This window comes from Paenibacillus sp. NFR01 (assembly GCF_900111565.1).
GTDB lineage: Bacteria > Bacillota > Bacilli > Paenibacillales > Paenibacillaceae > Paenibacillus_AQ.
This window is the reverse complement of the sequence record NZ_FOIK01000001.1, coordinates 2458763-2478881: the sequence shown is the minus strand read 5'-3', so window position 1 is coordinate 2478881 and position 20119 is coordinate 2458763. Positions and strand designations below refer to the sequence as shown.

At 55.5% G+C, this 20119-nt stretch carries 14 protein-coding genes, 5 tRNA genes and 2 rRNA genes; 19 read left to right on the top strand and 2 right to left on the bottom strand.

What is annotated here, in order from left to right:
* From BMW84_RS11320 to BMW84_RS11250, 15 genes are all read left to right on the top strand, one after another.
* Positions 1-117: ribosomal RNA gene (locus BMW84_RS11320) — 23S ribosomal RNA — on the top strand; the annotation flags it as partial.
* A 66-nt stretch (positions 118-183) separates the two neighbouring features.
* Positions 184-300 (top strand): 5S ribosomal RNA (rrf, locus tag BMW84_RS11315).
* 167 nt (positions 301-467) lie between these two features.
* A tRNA-Met gene (locus BMW84_RS11310) sits at positions 468-541 on the top strand.
* An 80-nt stretch (positions 542-621) separates the two neighbouring features.
* Positions 622-698: transfer RNA gene (locus tag BMW84_RS11305), tRNA-Asp, on the top strand.
* A 41-nt stretch (positions 699-739) separates the two neighbouring features.
* Positions 740-814: transfer RNA gene (locus tag BMW84_RS11300), tRNA-Gly, on the top strand.
* A gap of 6 nt (positions 815-820) precedes the next feature.
* Positions 821-897 (top strand) — tRNA-Arg (locus BMW84_RS11295).
* 73 nt (positions 898-970) lie between these two features.
* Positions 971-1049, top strand: a tRNA-Leu gene (locus tag BMW84_RS11290).
* A gap of 200 nt (positions 1050-1249) precedes the next feature.
* Entirely contained in the window at positions 1250-3004 is a 1755-nt protein-coding gene (locus tag BMW84_RS11285; protein ID WP_091067824.1) for a sensor histidine kinase, read from the top strand.
* Positions 2991-4643 (top strand): response regulator, encoded by a 1653-nt coding sequence (locus BMW84_RS11280; RefSeq protein WP_091067820.1) that lies wholly within the window; start codon positions 2991-2993, stop codon positions 4641-4643. The genes BMW84_RS11285 and BMW84_RS11280 overlap by 14 nt, the downstream gene beginning before the upstream one ends.
* A 106-nt stretch (positions 4644-4749) precedes the next feature.
* On the top strand, positions 4750-6168 hold the full coding sequence (locus BMW84_RS11275; protein WP_091067817.1) for an ABC transporter substrate-binding protein: 1419 nt from the start codon (positions 4750-4752) through the stop codon (positions 6166-6168).
* 73 nt (positions 6169-6241) lie between these two features.
* Positions 6242-7141, top strand: a complete 900-nt coding sequence (locus BMW84_RS11270; protein ID WP_091067814.1) for a carbohydrate ABC transporter permease — start codon at positions 6242-6244, stop codon at positions 7139-7141.
* 43 nt (positions 7142-7184) lie between these two features.
* Positions 7185-8087, top strand: a complete 903-nt coding sequence (locus BMW84_RS11265) for a carbohydrate ABC transporter permease (RefSeq protein ID WP_091067812.1) — start codon at positions 7185-7187, stop codon at positions 8085-8087.
* Positions 8088-8118: 31 nt separating this feature from the next.
* Complete coding sequence (locus tag BMW84_RS11260; RefSeq protein ID WP_091067810.1) at positions 8119-9129, top strand: glycoside hydrolase family 130 protein; 1011 nt, start codon at positions 8119-8121, stop codon at positions 9127-9129.
* Between the two features lie 141 nt (positions 9130-9270).
* Positions 9271-10644: an FAD-dependent oxidoreductase gene (locus BMW84_RS11255; protein WP_091067807.1), complete on the top strand. Its 1374-nt coding sequence runs from the start codon at positions 9271-9273 to the stop codon at positions 10642-10644.
* A gap of 11 nt (positions 10645-10655) precedes the next feature.
* Positions 10656-11633, top strand: coding sequence for an SGNH/GDSL hydrolase family protein (locus tag BMW84_RS11250; protein WP_254772923.1), 978 nt, complete (start codon positions 10656-10658; stop codon positions 11631-11633).
* Between the two features lie 57 nt (positions 11634-11690).
* Here the strand turns inward: BMW84_RS11250 and BMW84_RS11245 are convergent, their stop codons facing one another.
* Entirely contained in the window at positions 11691-13679 is a 1989-nt protein-coding gene (locus BMW84_RS11245) for an alpha-amylase family protein (protein ID WP_091067803.1), read from the bottom strand.
* Between the two features lie 128 nt (positions 13680-13807).
* On the opposite strand from BMW84_RS11245, the gene BMW84_RS11240 reads away from it, so the two are divergent.
* On the top strand, positions 13808-14710 hold the full coding sequence (locus BMW84_RS11240; RefSeq protein ID WP_091067801.1) for an AraC family transcriptional regulator: 903 nt from the start codon (positions 13808-13810) through the stop codon (positions 14708-14710).
* On the opposite strand, the gene BMW84_RS11235 is transcribed toward BMW84_RS11240, so the two are convergent.
* Positions 14700-15590, bottom strand: coding sequence for a helix-turn-helix domain-containing protein (locus BMW84_RS11235; RefSeq protein ID WP_091067798.1), 891 nt, complete (start codon positions 15588-15590; stop codon positions 14700-14702). The genes BMW84_RS11240 and BMW84_RS11235 overlap by 11 nt on opposite strands.
* A gap of 128 nt (positions 15591-15718) precedes the next feature.
* On the opposite strand from BMW84_RS11235, the gene BMW84_RS11230 reads away from it, so the two are divergent.
* The 3 genes from BMW84_RS11230 to BMW84_RS11220 all read left to right on the top strand — a co-directional run bounded on the left by BMW84_RS11230 (position 15719) and on the right by BMW84_RS11220 (position 20105).
* Entirely contained in the window at positions 15719-16483 is a 765-nt protein-coding gene (locus BMW84_RS11230) for an SGNH/GDSL hydrolase family protein (protein ID WP_091067796.1), read from the top strand.
* A gap of 57 nt (positions 16484-16540) precedes the next feature.
* Positions 16541-18850 carry a helix-turn-helix domain-containing protein gene (locus tag BMW84_RS11225; RefSeq protein ID WP_091067794.1) on the top strand — a complete coding sequence of 770 codons (2310 nt, stop codon included), beginning with the start codon at positions 16541-16543 and terminating at the stop codon, positions 18848-18850.
* Positions 18851-19118: 268 nt separating this feature from the next.
* A complete protein-coding gene (locus BMW84_RS11220; RefSeq protein WP_091067791.1) occupies positions 19119-20105 on the top strand; it encodes an ABC transporter permease in 987 nt (328 codons plus the stop codon).
* Positions 20106-20119: the final 14 nt, after the last annotated feature.

Below are 20119 nucleotides of genomic sequence, written 5' to 3'. Positions count from 1 at the left end.
AAGATGAGATTTCCCAATTAGTAAGACCCCTTGAAGACGACGAGGTAGATAGGTTGGAGGTGGAAGTGCAGCAATGCATGGAGCTGACCAATACTAATCGGTCGAGGGCTTATCCAAAACATCTATGACGCAAGTTTCGTTTCGATCCAGTTTTCAGGCGATCAAGCCTGAATTGAATATCCGTTTGGTAACAATGGCGGAGGGGTTCCACGCGTACCCATCCCGAACACGACCGTTAAGCCCTCCAGCGCCGATGGTACTTGGACCGCAGGGTCCTGGGAGAGTAGGACGTTGCCAAGCACGAAGAGCCATTGCTGTTCACTCAGCAATGGCTTTTTGATTGATTTGCCTCAGCTGAGCTATTGAGGTAGATAAATAATAAATCATATGGAATACTTGCTTATTTGAGTAAAACATGGTATACTCATTGAGTTGCTTCTTCTGGAAGCTGAATTGGTATTAAACGACGCGGGGTGGAGCAGCTCGGTAGCTCGTCGGGCTCATAACCCGAAGGCCGCAGGTTCAAATCCTGCCCCCGCAATTAATCTCCAAAAAGTGAAGATATGCTTTGTAGCATAGTCCGAATACTTTCCGGGGGGCCCAATAACATTTTTCAAATGTGGAACCGTGGTGTAGAGGCCTAACATGCCTGCCTGTCACGCAGGAGATCGCGGGTTCGAATCCCGTCGGTTCCGCCATTATACAATTGCTTCGGAGATTTAAGAAATACATACCGTGTGCGGACGTGGCTCAGCGGTAGAGCATCGCCTTGCCAAGGCGAGGGTCGCGGGTTCGATTCCCGTCGTCCGCTCCATATTTTGCGCCCTTAGCTCAGCTGGATAGAGCGTTTGACTACGAATCAAAAGGTCGGGAGTTCGAATCTCTCAGGGCGCGCCATTATTACAATCTTTGAATGACAAATTGCCCTTGATCAGGGCTATTATTGTTTTTGGAGTAATAATTACATCATGCCGGCGTGGCGGAATGGCAGACGCGCTCGACTCAAAATCGAGTGGGAAACCGTGGAGGTTCGAGTCCTCTCGCCGGTATTTGATAAAAGGCTTATGAATTTGCGAATGACGCAAATTCATAAGCCTTTTTGCGTTTGGAACGAACGAAATGACGACATACGGTAAACCGACGGTCGGGATACGGTTATTTCACTGTCCTAAGCCGTACTTATTGTCGAATCGGAGTACGGAAGCCATAATGAAAGGGCAAAGATTTTTAATGGAAGGCGTGAAAAACGGTGGATTATCTTCTTAGGCAATCGTTCCGCAATAAACTCAAGATCGCTTTTCTGGTAGTCATCGTGCTCTCGGTGCTGATGACCGGGGGATTATCCTATTATATCTCGGCAGCTACGCTAGAAAAAAACGCACTGAAGCTTACGCAAGACACGGTGGCCCGATCCGCTCAAATCGTGGATGAGAAGCTGAACAAGCTGATGCTGATTATGATGACGTTTATGATCAGCCAGCCTTTCCATGACATGCTGAAGGATGCTGCCGCAGGGGATACCAGCAGATATTACATGCACTTGAATAATCTTGATAACGTTTTCTCTCAGGCGCGGATTGCCGAGCCGCTGATTCAATCCATTTATGTGACGACGCCGATCGGCGAGTTCTATCCTTCGTCCATGAACCGCAACCGCAACACCGCGTTCGAGGATACCTTTTTATATGACCGCATTGAACGGGAGAAAAAAAACATCTGGGTGGAAGGGCATAAGGATATGCTTTTTTCCGGAGGGGACCGGGTCATCTCGTTAATTCTGGAACCGATCTTTGACACACCCGTCAGCGGAGTCTATATCGTAGTGAATATTCGCGAAGATGGCTTCCGGAAGCTGGTGCAGGGTGACACCGGAGTAGGAGCATCCAGTTTTCTGCTGAACTCGGAAGGCGCTCCGGTCTATCCGGTGAAGGACCCGCTGGCCCGGCAGGCAGTGGAGGCGGGAAATCTGAGTAGCATGATGCTGCGTTCGGAGGGCAATCAATCCTTTGAGTTGAATGATCAGCTTTATTTGCTTAATTACGCCCACCTTGGCATTGCGGAATGGACGATTACTACCATCCGGTCACAGGCAGTTGTCCTGAAGGACATGGTGTATGTAAAATGGCTGATCGCCGGGATTGCCCTGACCGCTTTTGCCGTGACGACGCTGATTTCCGGAGCGCTTACGCGCTATCTGCTGAAGCCGCTGCAAGGACTGCTGAAGGTGATGAAGCGGGTGGAGAACAATGACCTGTCGGCCCGTTTTGAAAGCAACAGTGGTGATGAGCTGGGACAGGTGGGCTTCCGGTTTAACCGGATGCTGGAGCAGATCGTAGTGTTGATCGAAGAGGTTACGGAGGCGCAATCGCATAAGCGGGCTACGGAGATCAAGGCGCTGTCGGCTCAGATGGACCCGCATTTTCTGTACAACACTCTGAACACGATTTACTGGAAGCTGAATATGAAACAAGTCGAGCCTTCGCAAAAAATGGTTATGGCGCTCTCCCGCCTGTTTCAGCTCGGACTTAACAAGGGGCAGGAGATTACGACATTATCGAAAGAACTGGAGCATGTCCGTCAGTATCTGGAGCTGCAGTCCTACTGTTATGAAGGATTGTTTGACTTTGAGATTGAAGTTTGCGGGACGGATCTGCCGGCGCTTTCGATTCCGCGCATCATTCTGCAGCCGCTGGTAGAAAACAGCATTTTACACGGTTTCCGCGATTGGATGAACGGCGGGCGCATTCAAATCGAGATTGCCGGGGATGCGGAGCACTGGACGATTACCGTGCGCGATAACGGGAGCGGCATGGATGAGAATCAGGTGTGCGCGCTCTTTGGGAAGGAGCCGGAGAAAGGATACGCCGTATCCAATCTGATCCGGAGGCTCCAGCTTTATTACGGGGACCGCGTGGGGTTTCAAGTGAACAGCGCGCTAGGTCGCGGAACGGAAGTAATTCTATTTTTGCCTAAGAAGGGGGAGCATTCGAATGAGCCACTATGAAGCGGAGGCGGTCAGTCTCTGCATAATTGACGATATCAAAAGCGTCGTGGACGGGCTGACAGCGATGAACTGGGAGAAACAGGGGATTCGGGTTGCAGGCGTATCCAACAATGGGGAAGGGGGGCTTAGGCTCATTTATGAACTACGGCCGGATTTGGTCATTACCGATATCCGTATGCCGAGAATGGACGGACTAAGCATGCTGCGCGCTGTTTTGGAGGAACACCGTACCTGCAAGGTAATCCTTATCAGTGGCTATGCAGATTTCGAATATGCGCAACAGGCAGTTCAGCTGGGTGCGTTTGATTTTGTGGTAAAGCCTTTTTCGGAGGAGGATATCCTGTCGGCGGCACTGCGGGCGAAGGCGGAGATTATGGAAGAACGGTCCAAGCGCTTAAGCCTGAGAGATATGGAGATCAAGCTCCGCGAGAGCATGCCCGTGCTACGGCAGGAATACTTCGCGCTGCTTGTAAGCCATCGCACAACATGGGAAGAGGCTGCGGGACGATGGGCTTTTCTGAATATTGAGCTGGAGCCGCGCGGCTTCATCGTAATGCTGATTGAAATTGACCGTTTCCGGGAGCGGGTTGCCGAGCTGTCCATCCGGGAGATGGAGCTGATCCGTTTTTCGCTTCTGAACATTATGCAGGAGACCCTGGCCGGACGAACACGGAGCGTAGTTTTCCGCGCTCGCCATGACCGGTATCTGGCCGTTATGAACGATACGGAAGCGTTCAGCCCGATTGAAATTGCCGAGCAGTGCTGCCGGAATATCGAGCAGTATACCAAATTCACAGTTTCGGTTGGGGTTGGGGGCAGAGTGACGGAGATCAGCGAACTGCCGGATTCGTACCGCCAGGCTCACTTGGCGCTTGCCCATCACCTGTTTACCGAAGGCAACGCCGCCATTGTCTACAACGATATTCACCAGAGCGGAACCCAGGAGCCACTGGCGCTGGAATATAAGGATGAGCTGCTGCTCGCACTACGGTCCGGGAATGTCAGCCGAACGGAGTCGATCTTATCTGCAATTTCGGAGACGCTGCAAAGCCTGGTCTCACGGCAAAATCCGGATTACCTGCTCAGTTTATACGATGAGTTGGCCGCCTCCGCGATCCGTACCTTCTATGAGCTTGTCCCGTATCCGGATATACAACCACTAATCCAGAGATTCAAGGCAGCGCAAGGACCATCGGGGATGCCGCTTGCTTCCCTGCAACGCCAGCTGCTTGCCCTTTGCAAGGAGGGAGCCGGAATGGTGCACCGGAACAGTCTGTCCGAAGGACAGAAGGTGATTTATGAAGCCATCGACTATATCATGAGCCGGCTATCGGAGGAAATAACCGTGGGGCAATGCGCCGCGCATGTCCATCTCAGCGCCAGCTACTTTTCCAGTCTGTTCAAGCGGGTCACCGGGATGACGGTCACACAGTTTACGACCTCGGAACGCATCCAGAAAGCAAAGCAGCTGCTCGTCGAAGGGGCGCCGGTGCAGGAGGTGGCTTCCGCGGTCGGCTATGAGGAACGCCGGTATTTCAGCGAAATGTTCAAGAAGGTCACCGGCCAGACGCCATCTGAGTTCAGGGCAGGCTATCATCCGGACCGGCCGGAGGGAGAGGCGCCTGAGCAGAGACGATAGAATTCTGTCCCTGGAGAGTCAGTCTGCCGCACTCCTTTTCCGGAGGCGGGAGCCTATAATAAAAACGAGCTCACAATTACAAACGTCAATCAAAGGGGTAGAAGGTATGCAAAAAAAATGGTTGGGTCTCGGCCTGAGCATCATGCTGGCCGCAGGAATCGCCGGATGCGGCAGCAACAATAACAACAGCGGAAGCGCAGCGACGGAAGCTTCGGGCGGCGGTACGGCAGCTCCTACGGCAGAAACTGGCGGCAATACGGCCGCAGGCGAGGCAATACAGCTTAAATATTGGACCGACGACCGTCATGACCAGGAATATATCAAGGAATTGATCAACAAGTTCAATGAGACCAACAGTGACAACATTCAAGTGGAACTGACGGTGATGTCCGAGAACTACGCGCAAAGCGTCGATATCGCATTCTCCAGCAACCAGGCGCCGGATGTGCTGCGCCTGAAGAGCGGCAATACGGCCGAGTTTGTCAAAAAAGGCTATCTGGCCCCGATCGACGGTTATCTGACCGATGACATGAAAGCGAAATTCGGCAGCCTGGAGCTCGACAATGTCAACCGTTTTGACGGCAAGCTGTACTCATTGGCCAATACCGGCCTGACGCTGCGCCTTGTCTACAACAAGGATCTCTTTGCCAAGGCTGGTATCGAGAATCCTCCGGCATCGCTGCAGGAAATGGTCGACGACGCCAAAAAAATCACCGAGACCGGCAAATCGGAGGGCGTCTACGGCTTCGCGCTGAATTTCAAGAGTCCGAAATCGGCCTTTGACCGCTCCATCCGTGAGATTCTCTCCTTGAGCGGCTATCAGGGACTTGGCTTTGACATGAAGACAGGCCAATTCGACTTCGCGCCGTACTCGCAGGTCGTTGAATATTTCAAACAGATGTATAAAGACGGAAGCTTTCTCCCCGGCGCGGAAACGCTGGACATCGACCCGCTTCGCGCCCAATTCGCGGCCGGCAAAATCGGCATGTACCTCTCCTTCTCGACGGAGCCGGGCGTGTATAAGGATCAATTCCCGACGGAAATCAATTGGGCGGGCGCACTGGCCCCTACGCTGGACGGGCAGATCAAAGGAACTTCCGAAATCGTATCCGCCGGAACCTGGCTTGGCATCAGCGCCAAATCGGCCCATCAGGAGGCGGCCTGGAAATTTATGCAGTATATGTACGGCGACGAGGTGCTGAAGACTTATCATGAAAAAGGCTTCGGGATCGCTATTGTGCCAAGCATCGTGGAACAAGCCAAAAGTCCGGACATCAAAGGAATGGAGGGCTTCCTGGTCGGCGAGCACGACTCGCTCTGGCCGGCTTCGCCAAACGTTACGCCTGAAGGTTCCAACTACGCGGACGCATTCTTCAAGTATATGATCTCGGGCGGCGACCTGAAGGCGATCACGGAGGATCTGAATGCCAGATACAACGCTGCATTGTCCAAAGCGGCAGAAAAAGGCGAAGTCACCGTAACGCCGGACCCTGCTTTTGATCCGAGCAAACCGCAGGGCGAATAATAACTGGCAAGAATGGGGCTGCCGCGCGCTTCTTGCGGACGCCCCTTATCTTTTCCAGAAGGAGGAACGATTCATGAGTTTTAAATGGAAACGGCTGGGGGAGAATTCTCTGTTTCTGATCCCGAGCATCATCCTGACGGCCTCCCTAGGCATCTATCCTTTGTTCTGGATGCTGCGCTATATGTTCTATGACTATGCCGGCTACGGAGAAGCACTGTTCGTTGGACTAGACAATTTCCGCCGGCTCATGCGCGACGGCTTGTTCTGGGAATCGGTCGGCAACACCTTTATCTTTGCCGGCGGCAAGCTGTTGCTGACGCTGCCTTTGTCCTTGCTGCTGGCGGTCATTCTGAACGGCAGGCTTCGCGGAGGAAATCTGCTGCGGGGAATCTATTTTCTGCCGACGGTGATTAGCACCGCGGTCATCTCCGTTGTTTTTTATACCATTTTCAATTCCTATAACGGGATGGTTAACACACTTTTGATGAAGCTTCATCTGGTGTCGCAACCGATCGACTGGCTGGGTCCGAAGCATGCGATGCTCACGGTGATTCTGGTAGCGGTGTGGGGCGCGGTTGGCAACTATATGCTGCTCTTCCTGGCCGGACTGCAGAGCATTCCGCAGGATTTGTACGAAAGCGCGGCCATCGACGGCGCGAACGCCGGAAGACGGTTTTGGAATATTACCCTTCCGATGTTGGCCCCGGTTGCACAGATGGTCATTATGCTGGCAATTATCGCTTCCCTGAAAGGCTATGAGAGCATTATGGTCATCACGGAAGGGGGACCGATCGGCAAAACCGAGGTCATGTACCTTTATCTGTACAAACTGCTGTTTCCGGTATCCACAGGTTCGCCCGTCTCGCAGCAGGTTGGTTACGGCAGTGCCGTTGGCTTCGCGAGCGCGATCATCGTCGGTGCAATTACAGGCCTGTATTTCTTCCTGAGCCGAAAGATGAGCAAAGTGTATTAATAGCTGTAGCCTTAACGGCTGTAGGCGTAAAGGAGGTCCGGTAATGAACGGACAAGTGTTATCCCAATTGCCGAACAAGCAAGGAAAAATAGCGGCCCGTCCGCTTTCCGGCTATACCGGCAAACTCGTGGCCCGTACGGTTATGTGGTTGTTTTTGCTCGTAACGGCGGTCTTGACCTTATTCCCTCTGTTGATGACGGTATCCGGCTCACTCAAGACCGGGGCTGAAATGATGACCGGCGGCAGCCTGCTGCCCGCCAAGCTGCAATTCGCCAACTATGCGGAAGCCTGGAAGCAGGCCAATTTTGCACGCTATACCTGGAACAGCGCTTTTGTCAGCATCATGGTTACCGCAGGAACTTTGTTGGTCGCCTCCATGGCAGCTTATGTGGTGGACCGACGTGACTTTCCCGGTAAATCCCTGTATGTAGCAGTGCAGGCCTCGATGATGTTCATCTCCGTCGGTGCCATCGTGCTGCGTCCGCAGTTTGACCTGATGGTGGCGCTGCATCTGAACACCTCATTGTGGGGCGTCATTCTCATTCTGATCAGCGCGCATTCCAGCACGTTTTTTATGCTCCAGGGCTTCTTCAAAGCAATTCCCCGCGAGCTGGACGAAGCGGCGATGGTGGACGGCTCCGGGTTCATCCGCACCTTTTTTCGCATTATCCTCCCGCTCCTGACTCCTGGGCTGGGCGTAGCCGGATTGTTCGCCTTTCGCCATGCATGGAATGAATACATCCTGCCCCTGGTGTTCACGATGACCAATCCGAAGCTGCAAACGCTGACTGTCGGACTGGCGAATCTCCGCTACGGGTCTTCCGCGGCGATGCAGATCCATCTGATGATGGCGGGAGCCTGCCTGTCGATTCTGCCGATGCTCCTCGCTTATATTCTGGCGAACAAGACGTTTATCCAGGTGACGGCGGGCTCGGTTAAAGGGTAGTCCGATTCCAAATACAAGGAGTTTTATGCATATGAGCGATATTACTATAGGACCTTTGTTCTCCAGCACGGTAATCACCCGGCACTCCACAAATCCGATCCTGTCCCCTGGTGATGTGCCTTACGGTCCCGCGATGGTTTTCAATGCCGGAGTCGCCAAATTTAAAGGCAGATATGTGATGGTGTTCCGGAACGATTACGGCGATGACCGGAAGGGGATCGTTGCTCCTCATCATACAACCAATCTCGGTCTGGCTTTCAGCAATGACGGAATAAATTGGGAGGTGCAGCAGCAGCCGTGCTGGTCCTGGCATGATGAAGAAGTCATCCGCGTATATGATCCGCGTCTCACCGTGATCGGCGAGCAATGTTATATGTGTTTTGCCGTCGACACGAATCACGGCCTGCGCGGAGGCATCGCCGTAACGGAGGACTTCCACTCCTTCGAGGTGCTGAGCCTATCGCTGCCGGACAACCGCAACATGGTCCTGTTCCCGGAAAAAATCGGGGGCAATTATGTGCGGCTGGAGCGCCCGATGCCCGTATACAGCCGGGGCGGCAAAGACCGCTTCGACATGTGGATGAGCGATTCCCCTGATCTGAAATACTGGGGCAATGCCAAGCTGCTCTTGGCGGTGGAAGATGTGGCTTATGCTAACGACAAGGTGGGTCCGGGCGCCCCGCCCGTCAAAACGGACAAAGGCTGGCTGACTCTGTTCCATGCCGTGGATCTCGACCGCAGCCGTGGAAAAAACGGCTGGGAGGACAGCTGGAAGAAACGCTATACCACGGGCGTGATGCTGCTGGATCTGGCCGATCCCAGCCGAATCATCGGCAGGGCGGCGGCGCCGCTGCTTGCGCCGGAGGCTGCATATGAGATCAGCGGCGGCTTCCGCAATGACGTTATTTTTCCGGGCGGCATGATTCTGGAGGATTCCGGGGAAGTCAAAATCTATTACGGTGCCGCCGATACCGTCGAATGCCTCGCTACCGCGCATGTGGATGATCTGTTGCACCTGTGCCTGGAGAATAAGACGGAGTGAGCAGCGGGAAGGATCGAGGGGGAAGTTTGGAACGGGCGGAGCGTAAACGGCCGGAAGTCCAATCATTCCCCACAGTGACGATGGAGCAAGTTTGTTTTTTCATTCCGGCTTATCCAGCCTATATCTATCAAGGAGGTTTCTATGGATTACGGACATATTGATTTGCCGTCCGCGAGCATACCGGTATCCGCGGACGTGGATGTGCTGGTGATTGGCGGCGGCGCTTCAGGTATTGCCGCAGCGATCGCTGCGGCGAACGGGGGAGCGACAATCATGCTGGTGGAACAGAGAGGGTTTCTTGGCGGCATGGGTACCGTTGCACTCGTCCCGGCATTCTGTCCCTTTACAGATAAACAAAAGCCGATAATCCGCGGCCTCGGTCTTCAGCTGATGGAACGGATGAAGCAGGCATGCGATCCCTGTTACCGGGAGGAGTATCAGGAGGTGCTAGATTGGGTGCCGATCGACCCCGAAGTGCTCAAACGGGTTTATGACGATGCAATTCTGGAGAGCGGCGTGACGCCGCTGTATCATACCTTTGTCTATGATGTAGTTCTGTCCGAAGACCGCAAAACGATAAGAGGCGTAATTATAGTCAATAAAACAGGACGCTCCTTCATTTCCTGCCGGTATATTATCGATTGTACGGGCGACGGGGATATCGCCGCGCTCGCTGGGGCTCCTTTCCAGAAGGGCGGTGAAACGGGCGAACTGCAGCCCGGTAGCATGTGTTATCTGTTGGCGAATGTAGAGCGTCCGAGGTTCCGCCGATTCCTGGAGGACAGCGGGGATACCGGCCAGCTGCACAAAACGGTGGAGCAGGCGATCGCAGACGGCGCGCTGCCGGAGGGCCGCAAGTCCATTTCCGGCCTGGCCTGGATCAGCGATTATCTCGTCGGCGTCAACTTCGGCCACGTGTTCGGCGTCGACGGCACCCTTGCCGAGGATTTAACGAGGGGAGCAATTGAAGGACGCCGCACGGCGGAGCGGCAGCTGCAGTTCTTCCGCCGCTATGTGCCGGGCTTTGAGCATGCCCATATGGTGGCGAGTGGAGAGCAGCTTGGCATCCGGGAGACCCGGCGAATCGAAGGGGACTATATCCTGACGGTCGACGATTTTCTTGCCGCACGCTCTTTTCCCGATGATATTGCCCGCAATGCGTACTACATCGATATTCATCTCGCCAACAGCAAAAGCGACATGACCTTCAATCATTTGCCTCCGGGCGTCTCGCATGGCGTGCCTTACCGGATTATGCTGCCTCTCGGCATCGATAACCTGTGGGTGGCCGGCCGCTCCGTATCCTCGGACCGTGCGGTGCAAGGTTCCCTGCGGGTGATGCCGAACTGCTTCTCCATGGGCCAGGCCTCGGGCACGGCGGCTGCGCTGGCTCTGCAAAGCGGTACCGGCTCTCGCGGCATTTCCGTTGCCGAGCTTCAGCGGCGGCTGCTGGAGCAGGAGGTATGGCTGGGCGAGGATTTCACGCCGGCCGAGCAAGAAGGGAAAATGCCGTGAGGCAGCTTCCCTTGACAGAGGAGTGGTTTCACGGCGCCGTTTCGCTGGAGCGCCGGGAGGGCGGAATCAAGCCGTGGCGCATCCCATACATGGATTACGAACTGTATCCGCCTGAGGGAATCGAAGGCAAAGCGGAGATTTGCGCCGGCGTCCGCCTGCAGCTGCGCACGGATTCCACGGCGGTGGCGGTCGCGTTCGCGCCGCTTGCGGATGACGCCGCCATGGATTGCTTGGCCGGGGAGGAATGGTTTCAGACGGCAAACCTGCCCGCCGGAACAACGGAAGCCTTGTTCAGCGGACTTCCGGGCGGAATCAAGGTGCTGGAGATCTGGCTGCCGCAAAGCATAGGAATGACCGTCACCGGCCTGATGATCGACGATGAAGCTGCCGGGGTTCCGCTGCAGGACGACCGTCCCCGCTGGATCACTTACGGCAGCTCCATTACCCAGTGCGTCGCGGCTTCCAGCCCCTCGCGCGCCTGGCCGGTCATTGCCGCCGCGGCCTGCGGCTTTCAGTTGACCAATCTCGGCTTCTCCGGCAACTGCCATATGGAGCCGATGATCGGGCGGCTGATCCGCGATTTGCCGGCCGATTTCATCTCGATTTGCGCGGGCGTGAACATCTACGGCGCAGCCACCTTAAGCCCGCGAATGTTCAAGCCGCAGCTGATTGGCCTGCTCGAGACGATCCGCGACAAGCATCGGGATACCCCGCTGCTTGTCATTTCTCCGATCTACGGCACCGTCCGCGAAACAGAACCGAACCTGCTGGGCTTCACTCTGCCGATGATGCGCGAAGCCATCCGCGAGACTGTGGCGCTGCTGCGGGAGCGGGGGGACCGCCATATTTACTACCAGGACGGCCTCGACTGGTTCGGCCCGGACGATGCGGCTTTTCTGACGGACGGCCTGCATCCCGGAGCAGAAGGGTACGAACTGCTGGGCAGGCGATTCCGCGGAATGCGGGAAGCGGCGCTCGGAGCGGGATAATCCCCCAAAAAAAACAGGCTTACGAATTGCCCCTAAGCAATCGTAAGCCTGTTTTGCCTATTCCAGCTCAATCACGGCCATCTGGTGATTCTCCAAATATGGAACAACATAAGCGATCTCGCCCTCCTGACCCGCCGTGAATGGCAGCTCCGTCAGGGATGGGGCCAAATAGACGCGGCGGACAGAGGCGGCGTCGGCGGGAAGGCGCAGGCTGACGGGAATGTCCCGCAGCGGCACGAGATCTTCGATGACTTCGATGCGGCCTTTTAAGGCTGGAGCGGCATAAAGCAAATGGTTCACATACCGATTCTCCGTCTGCTGGTATTGCAGGGTTGTAATTCCCCGGGCTGGCAGGCCAGCGCGCAGGGCCGGCTGGGGAAGCAGCCTGGATAAGGCGTGGAGCACCATTTCTTTCGAAATGAGAGGCCCCGCTTCGGCATAATCGCTGAATACGTCCCAGGCGATATAGATTCCGCTGTCCGTTTCGATCATTCCCGGTCCATGATCCTCCCTGGCACTAGGCGTATGCTGATGCGAGCAGAAGGTGAATACATCGCGGTTGAAATAAGGATTTTCCACATGGCCCAGCGATTGTCCTTCTTGTGCCTCTACAAGCTGGCCCTCGCTGTACATGACGTAAGAGGCGGGCTGCAGAGCGCCGGGCGTGAAGTAGGGCCGGAAATAGGACGGACGATACGGGTTTGTTCCGATCCAAGAGAGGCCCATGTTCAGCGCAAAAGCATCGCCGGCCAGATTTAATCCCGAGCGCCCGGTGACCAGCAGTTTGCCGCCGCCTGCCGTAAAGACTTCGATAGCTGCGGCCAATTCAGGCCATACCGGAACCTCATCCGGGAGAATAAGCACCTTATAGGCGGAAAAATCGCTTAATGTATCGATGATGTCGAACAAGTAATGCCCTTCGCTCAGTATGCGCACCGCGCCGGCATCGGCGAGATTTTTACGGCCCTTCAGCTCCTGGTTGTCCGGACAGGCCTCGCGGGCTGCCTCCAGGGATAGAACGGCAATGTCCGCGACAGATTGAACGCCGTCGCACCAAGGCTCCTTCGCCTCCACCTCGGCATAAGCCGCACCGATCAGGGCATACGTGGCTTCATCCATCTGGCCGGAGGGGTGAAGCTGGTCGCCGATCGAGCATTTGGCGCCGTGGGCAAGGCTGAGGCCGGCCTCATAACGCAGGGCGTTCGGGTGTTTGTACCCGCCGAATTCCCCCCAGGAGGTATGGAACTTGCCGGTCATGCCAAGGAAGTCCATGCCCAGTGTCTGGGCGTAACGTGCCGACAACGGGAAATGGTCGTAGCCCCAGCCGCCAGTCGGAAGCGACTCCAGTTCAAGGTGGGTGTTGACATGGGCAAGGTCGCGGCGGCCCCGTGCCTGGTGACCGTTGTTATGATAGACCGGCAAGCCGGGCTTTACGGCGTCGATCGTCTCCCGCACACGGCGTGTATAGTTCAGAAAAGTCTTTTCGCCGAGAGCATGGACAGCCGCGTCATCGCGGGGATCCTGGCCGGCGGCCCGCAGCGTCGCTACGCAATATTGACAGCGGCATTTGCGGATGCCGACGATATCGAGAAAGATGCCGTCCGCATCATAGAGAGAGACGACCTCGTGGATTTGCGCCAGTAAAATATCCAGATAAGGCGTATTGAAGCAGAACTCGTGGTAACCGGGCGTCATGAAGTCTTTGACCCAGCGCGTACGGTCCTCCGCGTCGCGGATCAGCCACTCGGGATGGCGGCGCGCCAGCTTCTCGTCCAGACCGGCCGACAAATACACCGGCGTCCGGACGCCGATTTCATGGGCCGCAGCGATCATTTCACCCAGGAGGTCAAAGGAGAGATGTGGGTGGATTTCATTGGCCTCACTGGGATGGTATGCCCAGCCGTGATGGCATTTGGAGAATACGGTGACCGAATCGACATGCCCGGCGCGCAGCATGGATTGAAACTGGGATCTGGAAAATTCCGCTCCGATGCCGGAAATGGCTTCAGAGGTATGGAAGTCAAGGTGAACCTGACGAAAGCGCATGCAAACAGCCCCTTATCGTTAGTTGTAAAGCAGATTCCAAGCAAATGTACCTCTTTTCGGCCGGGGCGACCAGTGATAATATAGACTTGAACTAGCACAAAATCGACTTTTGACGGGAGAGAGATACGGTGTTGTGTCTGGAATTCGCCATCCCGCCGCTGCCGCAGTTCGTCACGGTAGGTCATGCCATCTGGTCGCCTGGAGACCGGCATTTTGCCCGTACCTTTGGTGTCTATGATCTGCTGCTGGTCAAGCGGGGAACGCTCTACATGACTGAACAAGGAACAGAATACGAGATTGGTCCGGGGAACCTGCTGGTACTGGAGGCGGGGCTGCCGCATGTCGGGCATAAGGCTTGCTCGGAGAATACGGAGATTTACTGGGTCCATTTTATCCATTACGGGAAGCCGGCGCATATCCGGCAGGAGGAGATTTCTTGGCCGGCGCTGCTGATTAAAGGAACGATGGAGGATGAAGTGCCGCCTTCGCAGCAGCGTCTCTATATGCCGAAATTTGCCCCGGTCGATGTAGAGGCGCTGGAGCCGATTTTGCGCGAAATGAACGAAATTCACAGCCGGCTGAACACGGAAAATGCACTCCGGCTTCATGTGCTGCTGGCTGGGCTGATGGCGCAGCTGCAGGCGGAATGCGCGCGGCTGCCGCAGCCGGAGCCGGCCGTCCGGTTGGCGCGGGCTGCGGCAGCTTATCTCGATGCCCACTGGAGGCAACCTTTTCAACTGGCGGGACTTGAGGAGGAGCTGCATTTTCAGGCGGATTATATTACGAGATGCATGAAACAGCATATCGGCACGACGCCGCTGCAGTACGTGCTGCATCTCCGCCTGGAGGAAGCCAAAAAGCTGCTTGGCGGTACGGTGCTGGGCATGTCCGAAATTGCCGAACGGGTAGGGATTCACGATCCCAACTATTTGACGCGCCTCTTCAGCGCCAGGTTCGGCGTAACTCCCGGAGCTTACCGGCGGCGGTTGCGCCAGAGGGGAACCGCCGGTACAGAAGAGCTCAAGGACTGAGCGGGGAGATGTCGCCGGAATTTTGCATCTTCTCGCGGTATGCGCTCGGAGAGCAGCCAAATACTTTGCGGAACTGGCGGGAGTAATAGTTCTGGTCGTGGAACCCGCTGTCCATGGCCACCTGGGAAATGGAGAGATCCGGGCTGCGCAGCAGCGTGCAGGAATAGTCCAGCCGCTTGCGGATGACGTAATCCATCGGGGTGGTCTGATAGTTGCGGGTAAACACCCGCAGAAACTGGCGGGTCGACATATAAGCCATATCTGCCATGGATTGCAGGGTCATCGGCTGCAGGAAATGCTCCTCGATATAGGTCACCGTCTCGCCGATCCGCAGCGCCTTGTTGTCCTCCAGCCCGCTGCTGGTCTGGTAATACCGCGAAAGCATGCCTACGAGTGCGGTAAAATAGCTGCGGATCATCAGCCGGTATCCCTCCGGCCGCCGGTCATGTTCTTCGAGAATCACATCAAGGAGACGCGTGGCCTCGCGGAGTTGTCCGGGCTCCAGGGTTAGCATGCCCTTGAAGTACATTTCTTTCCGGTAGAAAGGCTCGATATAGAAAAGCGCCTGGAAGCCCGGCAGCAGCCGGAGCTCGGATTGCTGCAGCAGCTGTTCGGGCTGGAACATGACGTTCACGTATTCGATGCCGTTCACGTTTTTATAGCCGTGGGAGACATTGCTGTGAATCAGAAAAACCTGGCCGGCGCGAACCGGATATTCCCTCCCCTCAATGATGTGCACAGCGCTTCCCGACAGGATGACGACAAGCTCGGAAAAATCATGGCTATGGACAAAGTAATCATGGGTCAGCGGACATTTCTGGATCCGGAAGGTGAAGCCGGGTTCGAGCCCGATATCCCGGGCAAACAGTTTGGTTGTCATGGCATTATTATGCTAAGGAAGGTCGGGATCGTCAAGGCGCAAAAGACGCTGTGGAGGTACCATTAGGATACGGGTTTCCGCGGGCTTCGGCCGCGCAGGGAATCTTTGCGAGGTCAGGAGGGATCAGGATGTTGAACGTATTTGAAAAAGAATTCAAGGATAATTCAGCGAAGTCCACGGTACTGTTTCTGGGGGACAGCATTACGGCCGACGGCCGGTATATCGGAATGGTGAAGGAATGGCTACGGAAGCATCGCCCGGAATGGGCTTTAGAACTGCTTGCGCGCGGTGTGCCCAGTGAGACGGTTTCGGGCCTCAGCGAGGCGAAGCATCCGTTTCCGCGGCCAAATGTCCTTAAACGGCTGGAGCAGGAGCTTGCCGCGGCCTCTCCGCAGGTGGCCGTCGTATGCTACGGCATGAACGATGGGATCTACCATCCTTTTTCGCAGATGCGTTTCGCCGCCTACCAGGAAGGAATGCGGCGGCTCAGCGAACAGGTTCGCGAGGCCGGGGCCAAAATTGTATTGATGACGCCTCCGCCGTTTGACTCCGCATCCTTTAACGGCCCGCTGCAGGCGGCAAACGCTGCCGATTTCAGCTACCTGGCGCCTTACAGAAATTACGATCAGGTACTGCAGCGTTATGGGAACTGGCTGTTGTCCGGAGGCTGCCCGGCAGACGCTGTCATTGATCTGCATGCGCCCCTGCTCGAGCATATCCGGCGGGAACGGTCGGCGGATGCCGATTATCGTTACGGCGACGGGATCCATCCGGATCTATCCGGCCACCGGGTCATGGCTCAGATTGTCCTTAATGAGCTGTTCGGCGCGGATCCTGAAATGCTGCTGGATTTGCCGGAACCGGGGGAGCTGGCCGGCGATGACGCGGATTGACAAGGAAAACAGGCCGGGATTATAGTTAGGTCACCTAAGAGCAGGGAGAGAGGACCCATGAATGTACTGCAGACGATCCGCTCGCGCAAATATCTGCAGCGGATTTTGCTCAGCTTTATGCTTGTTGTCGCTACTCTGGCCGTCGCCTCGCTGGTCGTGAATTCAAGCGCCCGCGGCAAGGTGCTCAGCCTGCAGAATGAGGCCGACCGCAAGCTGCTGACCCAGATCAACTACAATATCGAGAATATGAACGGTATCGTAAAGGATTTGGCGGTATCCCTGTACAACGATGAGGAAATGATTCCGCTGAAATCCGGCGGCGATTACAGGCAGAGCATTTTGAAGATTGAGCGTCTGAACCATACGGTCGCCTCTTCCCCGTATTTGGATGCTGCCGTCTTTTATAACGGCGCCCAGCACCGCTTTTTCTCGTCGCTGAATCATGAAATCGACAACAACGTCTTTTACAGCGCCCTGGAGGCGTACATGTCCTCGCGGACCGACCTGCCAAAGCTGCAGCTGCTTCCCCTGGACATTGACGGCAAAGCCGAGGGTATCGACGTGTTTGCCTTTTTCGTCTATGACGGTGACGCGCTCGGCTCCATCAATGACAATGTGCTGATTCTGACCGTAAAGCCGGGATGGATGCTTGACAATATGAAAGCGCTTAATCAGGTGGCGGAACGGAAGGATGACGTGCTGTTCGTAACCGACAGCGCCGGCGAAGTGCTGATTTCAACAAGCGGCAAGCTTCCCGAAGGGCTGGACATCAAGCGCGATCTGCTTCCGCGGATCTCCTCCGCGGGTAAGCCGCTGGATTCTTTCAACTACACGTACGGGGACCGGAAATACAAGGTTACTTACTTGAGCAAAGCGCTGAACAATTGGCAGATCATCAGCATGCAGGACTATAATGTCGTGCTCAGCAGCGTCCGGCAGATGAAATGGACGGAAGTGGCGGTCACGCTGTCGGTCGCCCTGCTTGCGGTCCTGCTGTCCATCTTTTTCGCGCTGCGGCTGTATAAGCCGGTGGGCCAGCTGCTGACGCTGGTTCCGCAGGATGAGCGCGGCATGCCGCAGGGCAAGGATGAGTTGTCGCTGATTGCCGACAATGTCACGGAGATGCTCAGCAAGCTTAAGGGGCTGGAGCTGGAGCGGGCGTCGCAGTCGAATATCGCCAAGCTCTATCAGCTCCGCAGCCTGATCGGGTCCAGCGGCGGCCTGGATGAAGGGGCTTTTTTGCAGATTAAAGAACAGTACGGCATTGATATTGCTTATCCGTCTCCGCTCCAGCTGGCGCTGGTGCAGCTTGACGACCTGCAGGAGCTCGCCAAGGGGTCCGGCTCGGCCATGGAATCGCTGCTGTATTTCGCCATCGCCAACATCGGCCAGGAGCTGCTGCGCCAGGGAGGATCCTGCGAAGCCGCGGATATGAAAAGCGGCCATCTGGTCTTTATCGCCGGCGGCGAAGCCGAAACGCTCGCAAAGCTGGAAGAAAGCTTCCGGGAGCTGCAGCAGACGATTCTGGGGTACTACCGGATTACGTTTACGGTTACGCTCAGCGAGATTTTTACGGATTACCGCTGCATTACCCAGCACTATAATCTAGCGGTCCGCCACGCCAACTACCGGATGATATACGGGAAAGGTGCGGTGATTAAGCCCGAGCTTCTGGCGGAAAATGAACGGAACGATTCGCTGCGCATTCCGCAGGAGCTGGAACGGCAGCTGATCGAGGGGGTGAAGGGAGGAGACCTGGCCAAGACGGAGCAGGCAATCCGTAGCTGGCGGGAATTGCTTGGCGGCTTCAGCTATGAAAATATGTACTCCGCCGTGCTCCATTTGGCCGTTACTCTGAGCAACACGCTCGGGGAGATGAACAATCATAACGTCAATCCCGTATCCGTCAACCTGCAGGCCATCAACCGGCGCATTCTCGAAAAAGAAACGCTGGACGAAATCGAAACCGTGCTGCTGGAGGTTGTGCGCGAGGTCGCGGAGCAGCGGCGGAGCGGACGCGAGGACAAAAACCGCCTGCTGGCCGAGACGGTAAAGGAAATTATCGACAAGCATTATGCCGATCCGGACCTCAATGTGCAGCGGATCGCCGACATGCTGAAGATGAGCTCGGTGTATCTGGGCCAGGTGTTCAAATCGCAGGAAGGAATTACGGTGGTCGACCAGATCAACGCCTCGCGCCTGGCCTACGCCAGAGAGTACCTGGAGCAGAAAGACTTAACCGTGACGGAGATTATGGAAAAGGTCGGGTTCGGCAACGAAAGTTATTTTTACCGCCTGTTCAAACGCCGTTACGGGACAACGCCGAAGGAATACCGCCTGAAGTCGGCGATCGACCGCAGCACGTGAAGAACGGTTCAGTTTATACGGAACACAATACGCAATCGCTTCTTGGAAGGGATGGGCAGCTGCCCGTTGATCCAAGGGGCGATTTTTTTTGCGTAAACGCCGGTAGGGCCCAACCCGCAACTGAACAGGAATCCGGGAACTATACAGCCCGTGTTTACAGCAATCCTGCAATTGTACAGTACCGTATAGACCAGATTCCGCGCTATCGTTAGTCATGCAAATCCTCGAACACGGGCAGCAGCTTAGGGAGGAAAGGAAGGAGTTAGTTATGTTGAACAAGGTATCGCTGGCGGAGCAAAGCGCAAAATCGGGAGCGCCGCCTAAAACTCGGAAAAAAACGTGGATCGGAAGAGAGTGGCATCATTTCCGGAATAACCGGGAATTGTTTCTGCTCTCGCTGCCGGGCATCGTGTACAAATTGATTTTTGCCTACATTCCCATGATCGGCCTAATCATCGCCTTCAAAAACTACCGGTACGACCTTGGCATCTTCGGCAGCAAGTGGGTGGGGCTGGATAATTTCCGCTATTTGTTCACTACGGATACGGCGTGGCGGATCACACGCAATACGGTCCTTTATAACACCGCTTACATTGTGGTAGGCACGTCGGCAGCACTGCTGCTGGCGATTCTGATGAACGAAATCAAGGCGAAGTGGAGCAAGTTCTATCAGACGGCGTTGTTTCTGCCCCATTTCTTATCATGGGTGCTCGTCGGTTACATCGCCTATGCGTTCCTGAACCATTCCGACGGCTTTATCAACCGTACGCTGGAATCGTTCGGGCTGAACCCGGTGAGCTGGTACCAGGACGCCGCGCCGTGGCCGTTCATCCTCATCCTAGTGCAATTATGGAAAGTGGTGGGGTTCAACACGCTGATTTATTTTGCCGGCATCATTGGCATTAACAGCGAATATTACGAAGCCGCGCGGATCGACGGGGCGACGAAACGGCAGATGGCGTTCAAAATCACAATTCCCCTGATGACGCCGATCATCATCATCATGCTGATTCTGTCCATCGGCAACATGTTCCGCGGAGACTTTGGCCTGCATTATTTTATCCCGAACAACTCCGGGTTCCTGTACGGCTCAACGGATATCATCGATACCTATGTGTACCGTGCACTGCGTGAAGTCGGCAATGTAAGCATGTCCGCGGCTACGGGCTTCTACCAGTCGGTGGTCGGTCTGGTGCTGGTGCTGACGGCCAACAAGATCGTGCGCAGAATCAATCCCGATAATTCCTTGTGGTAAGGAGGCGCCAAGAC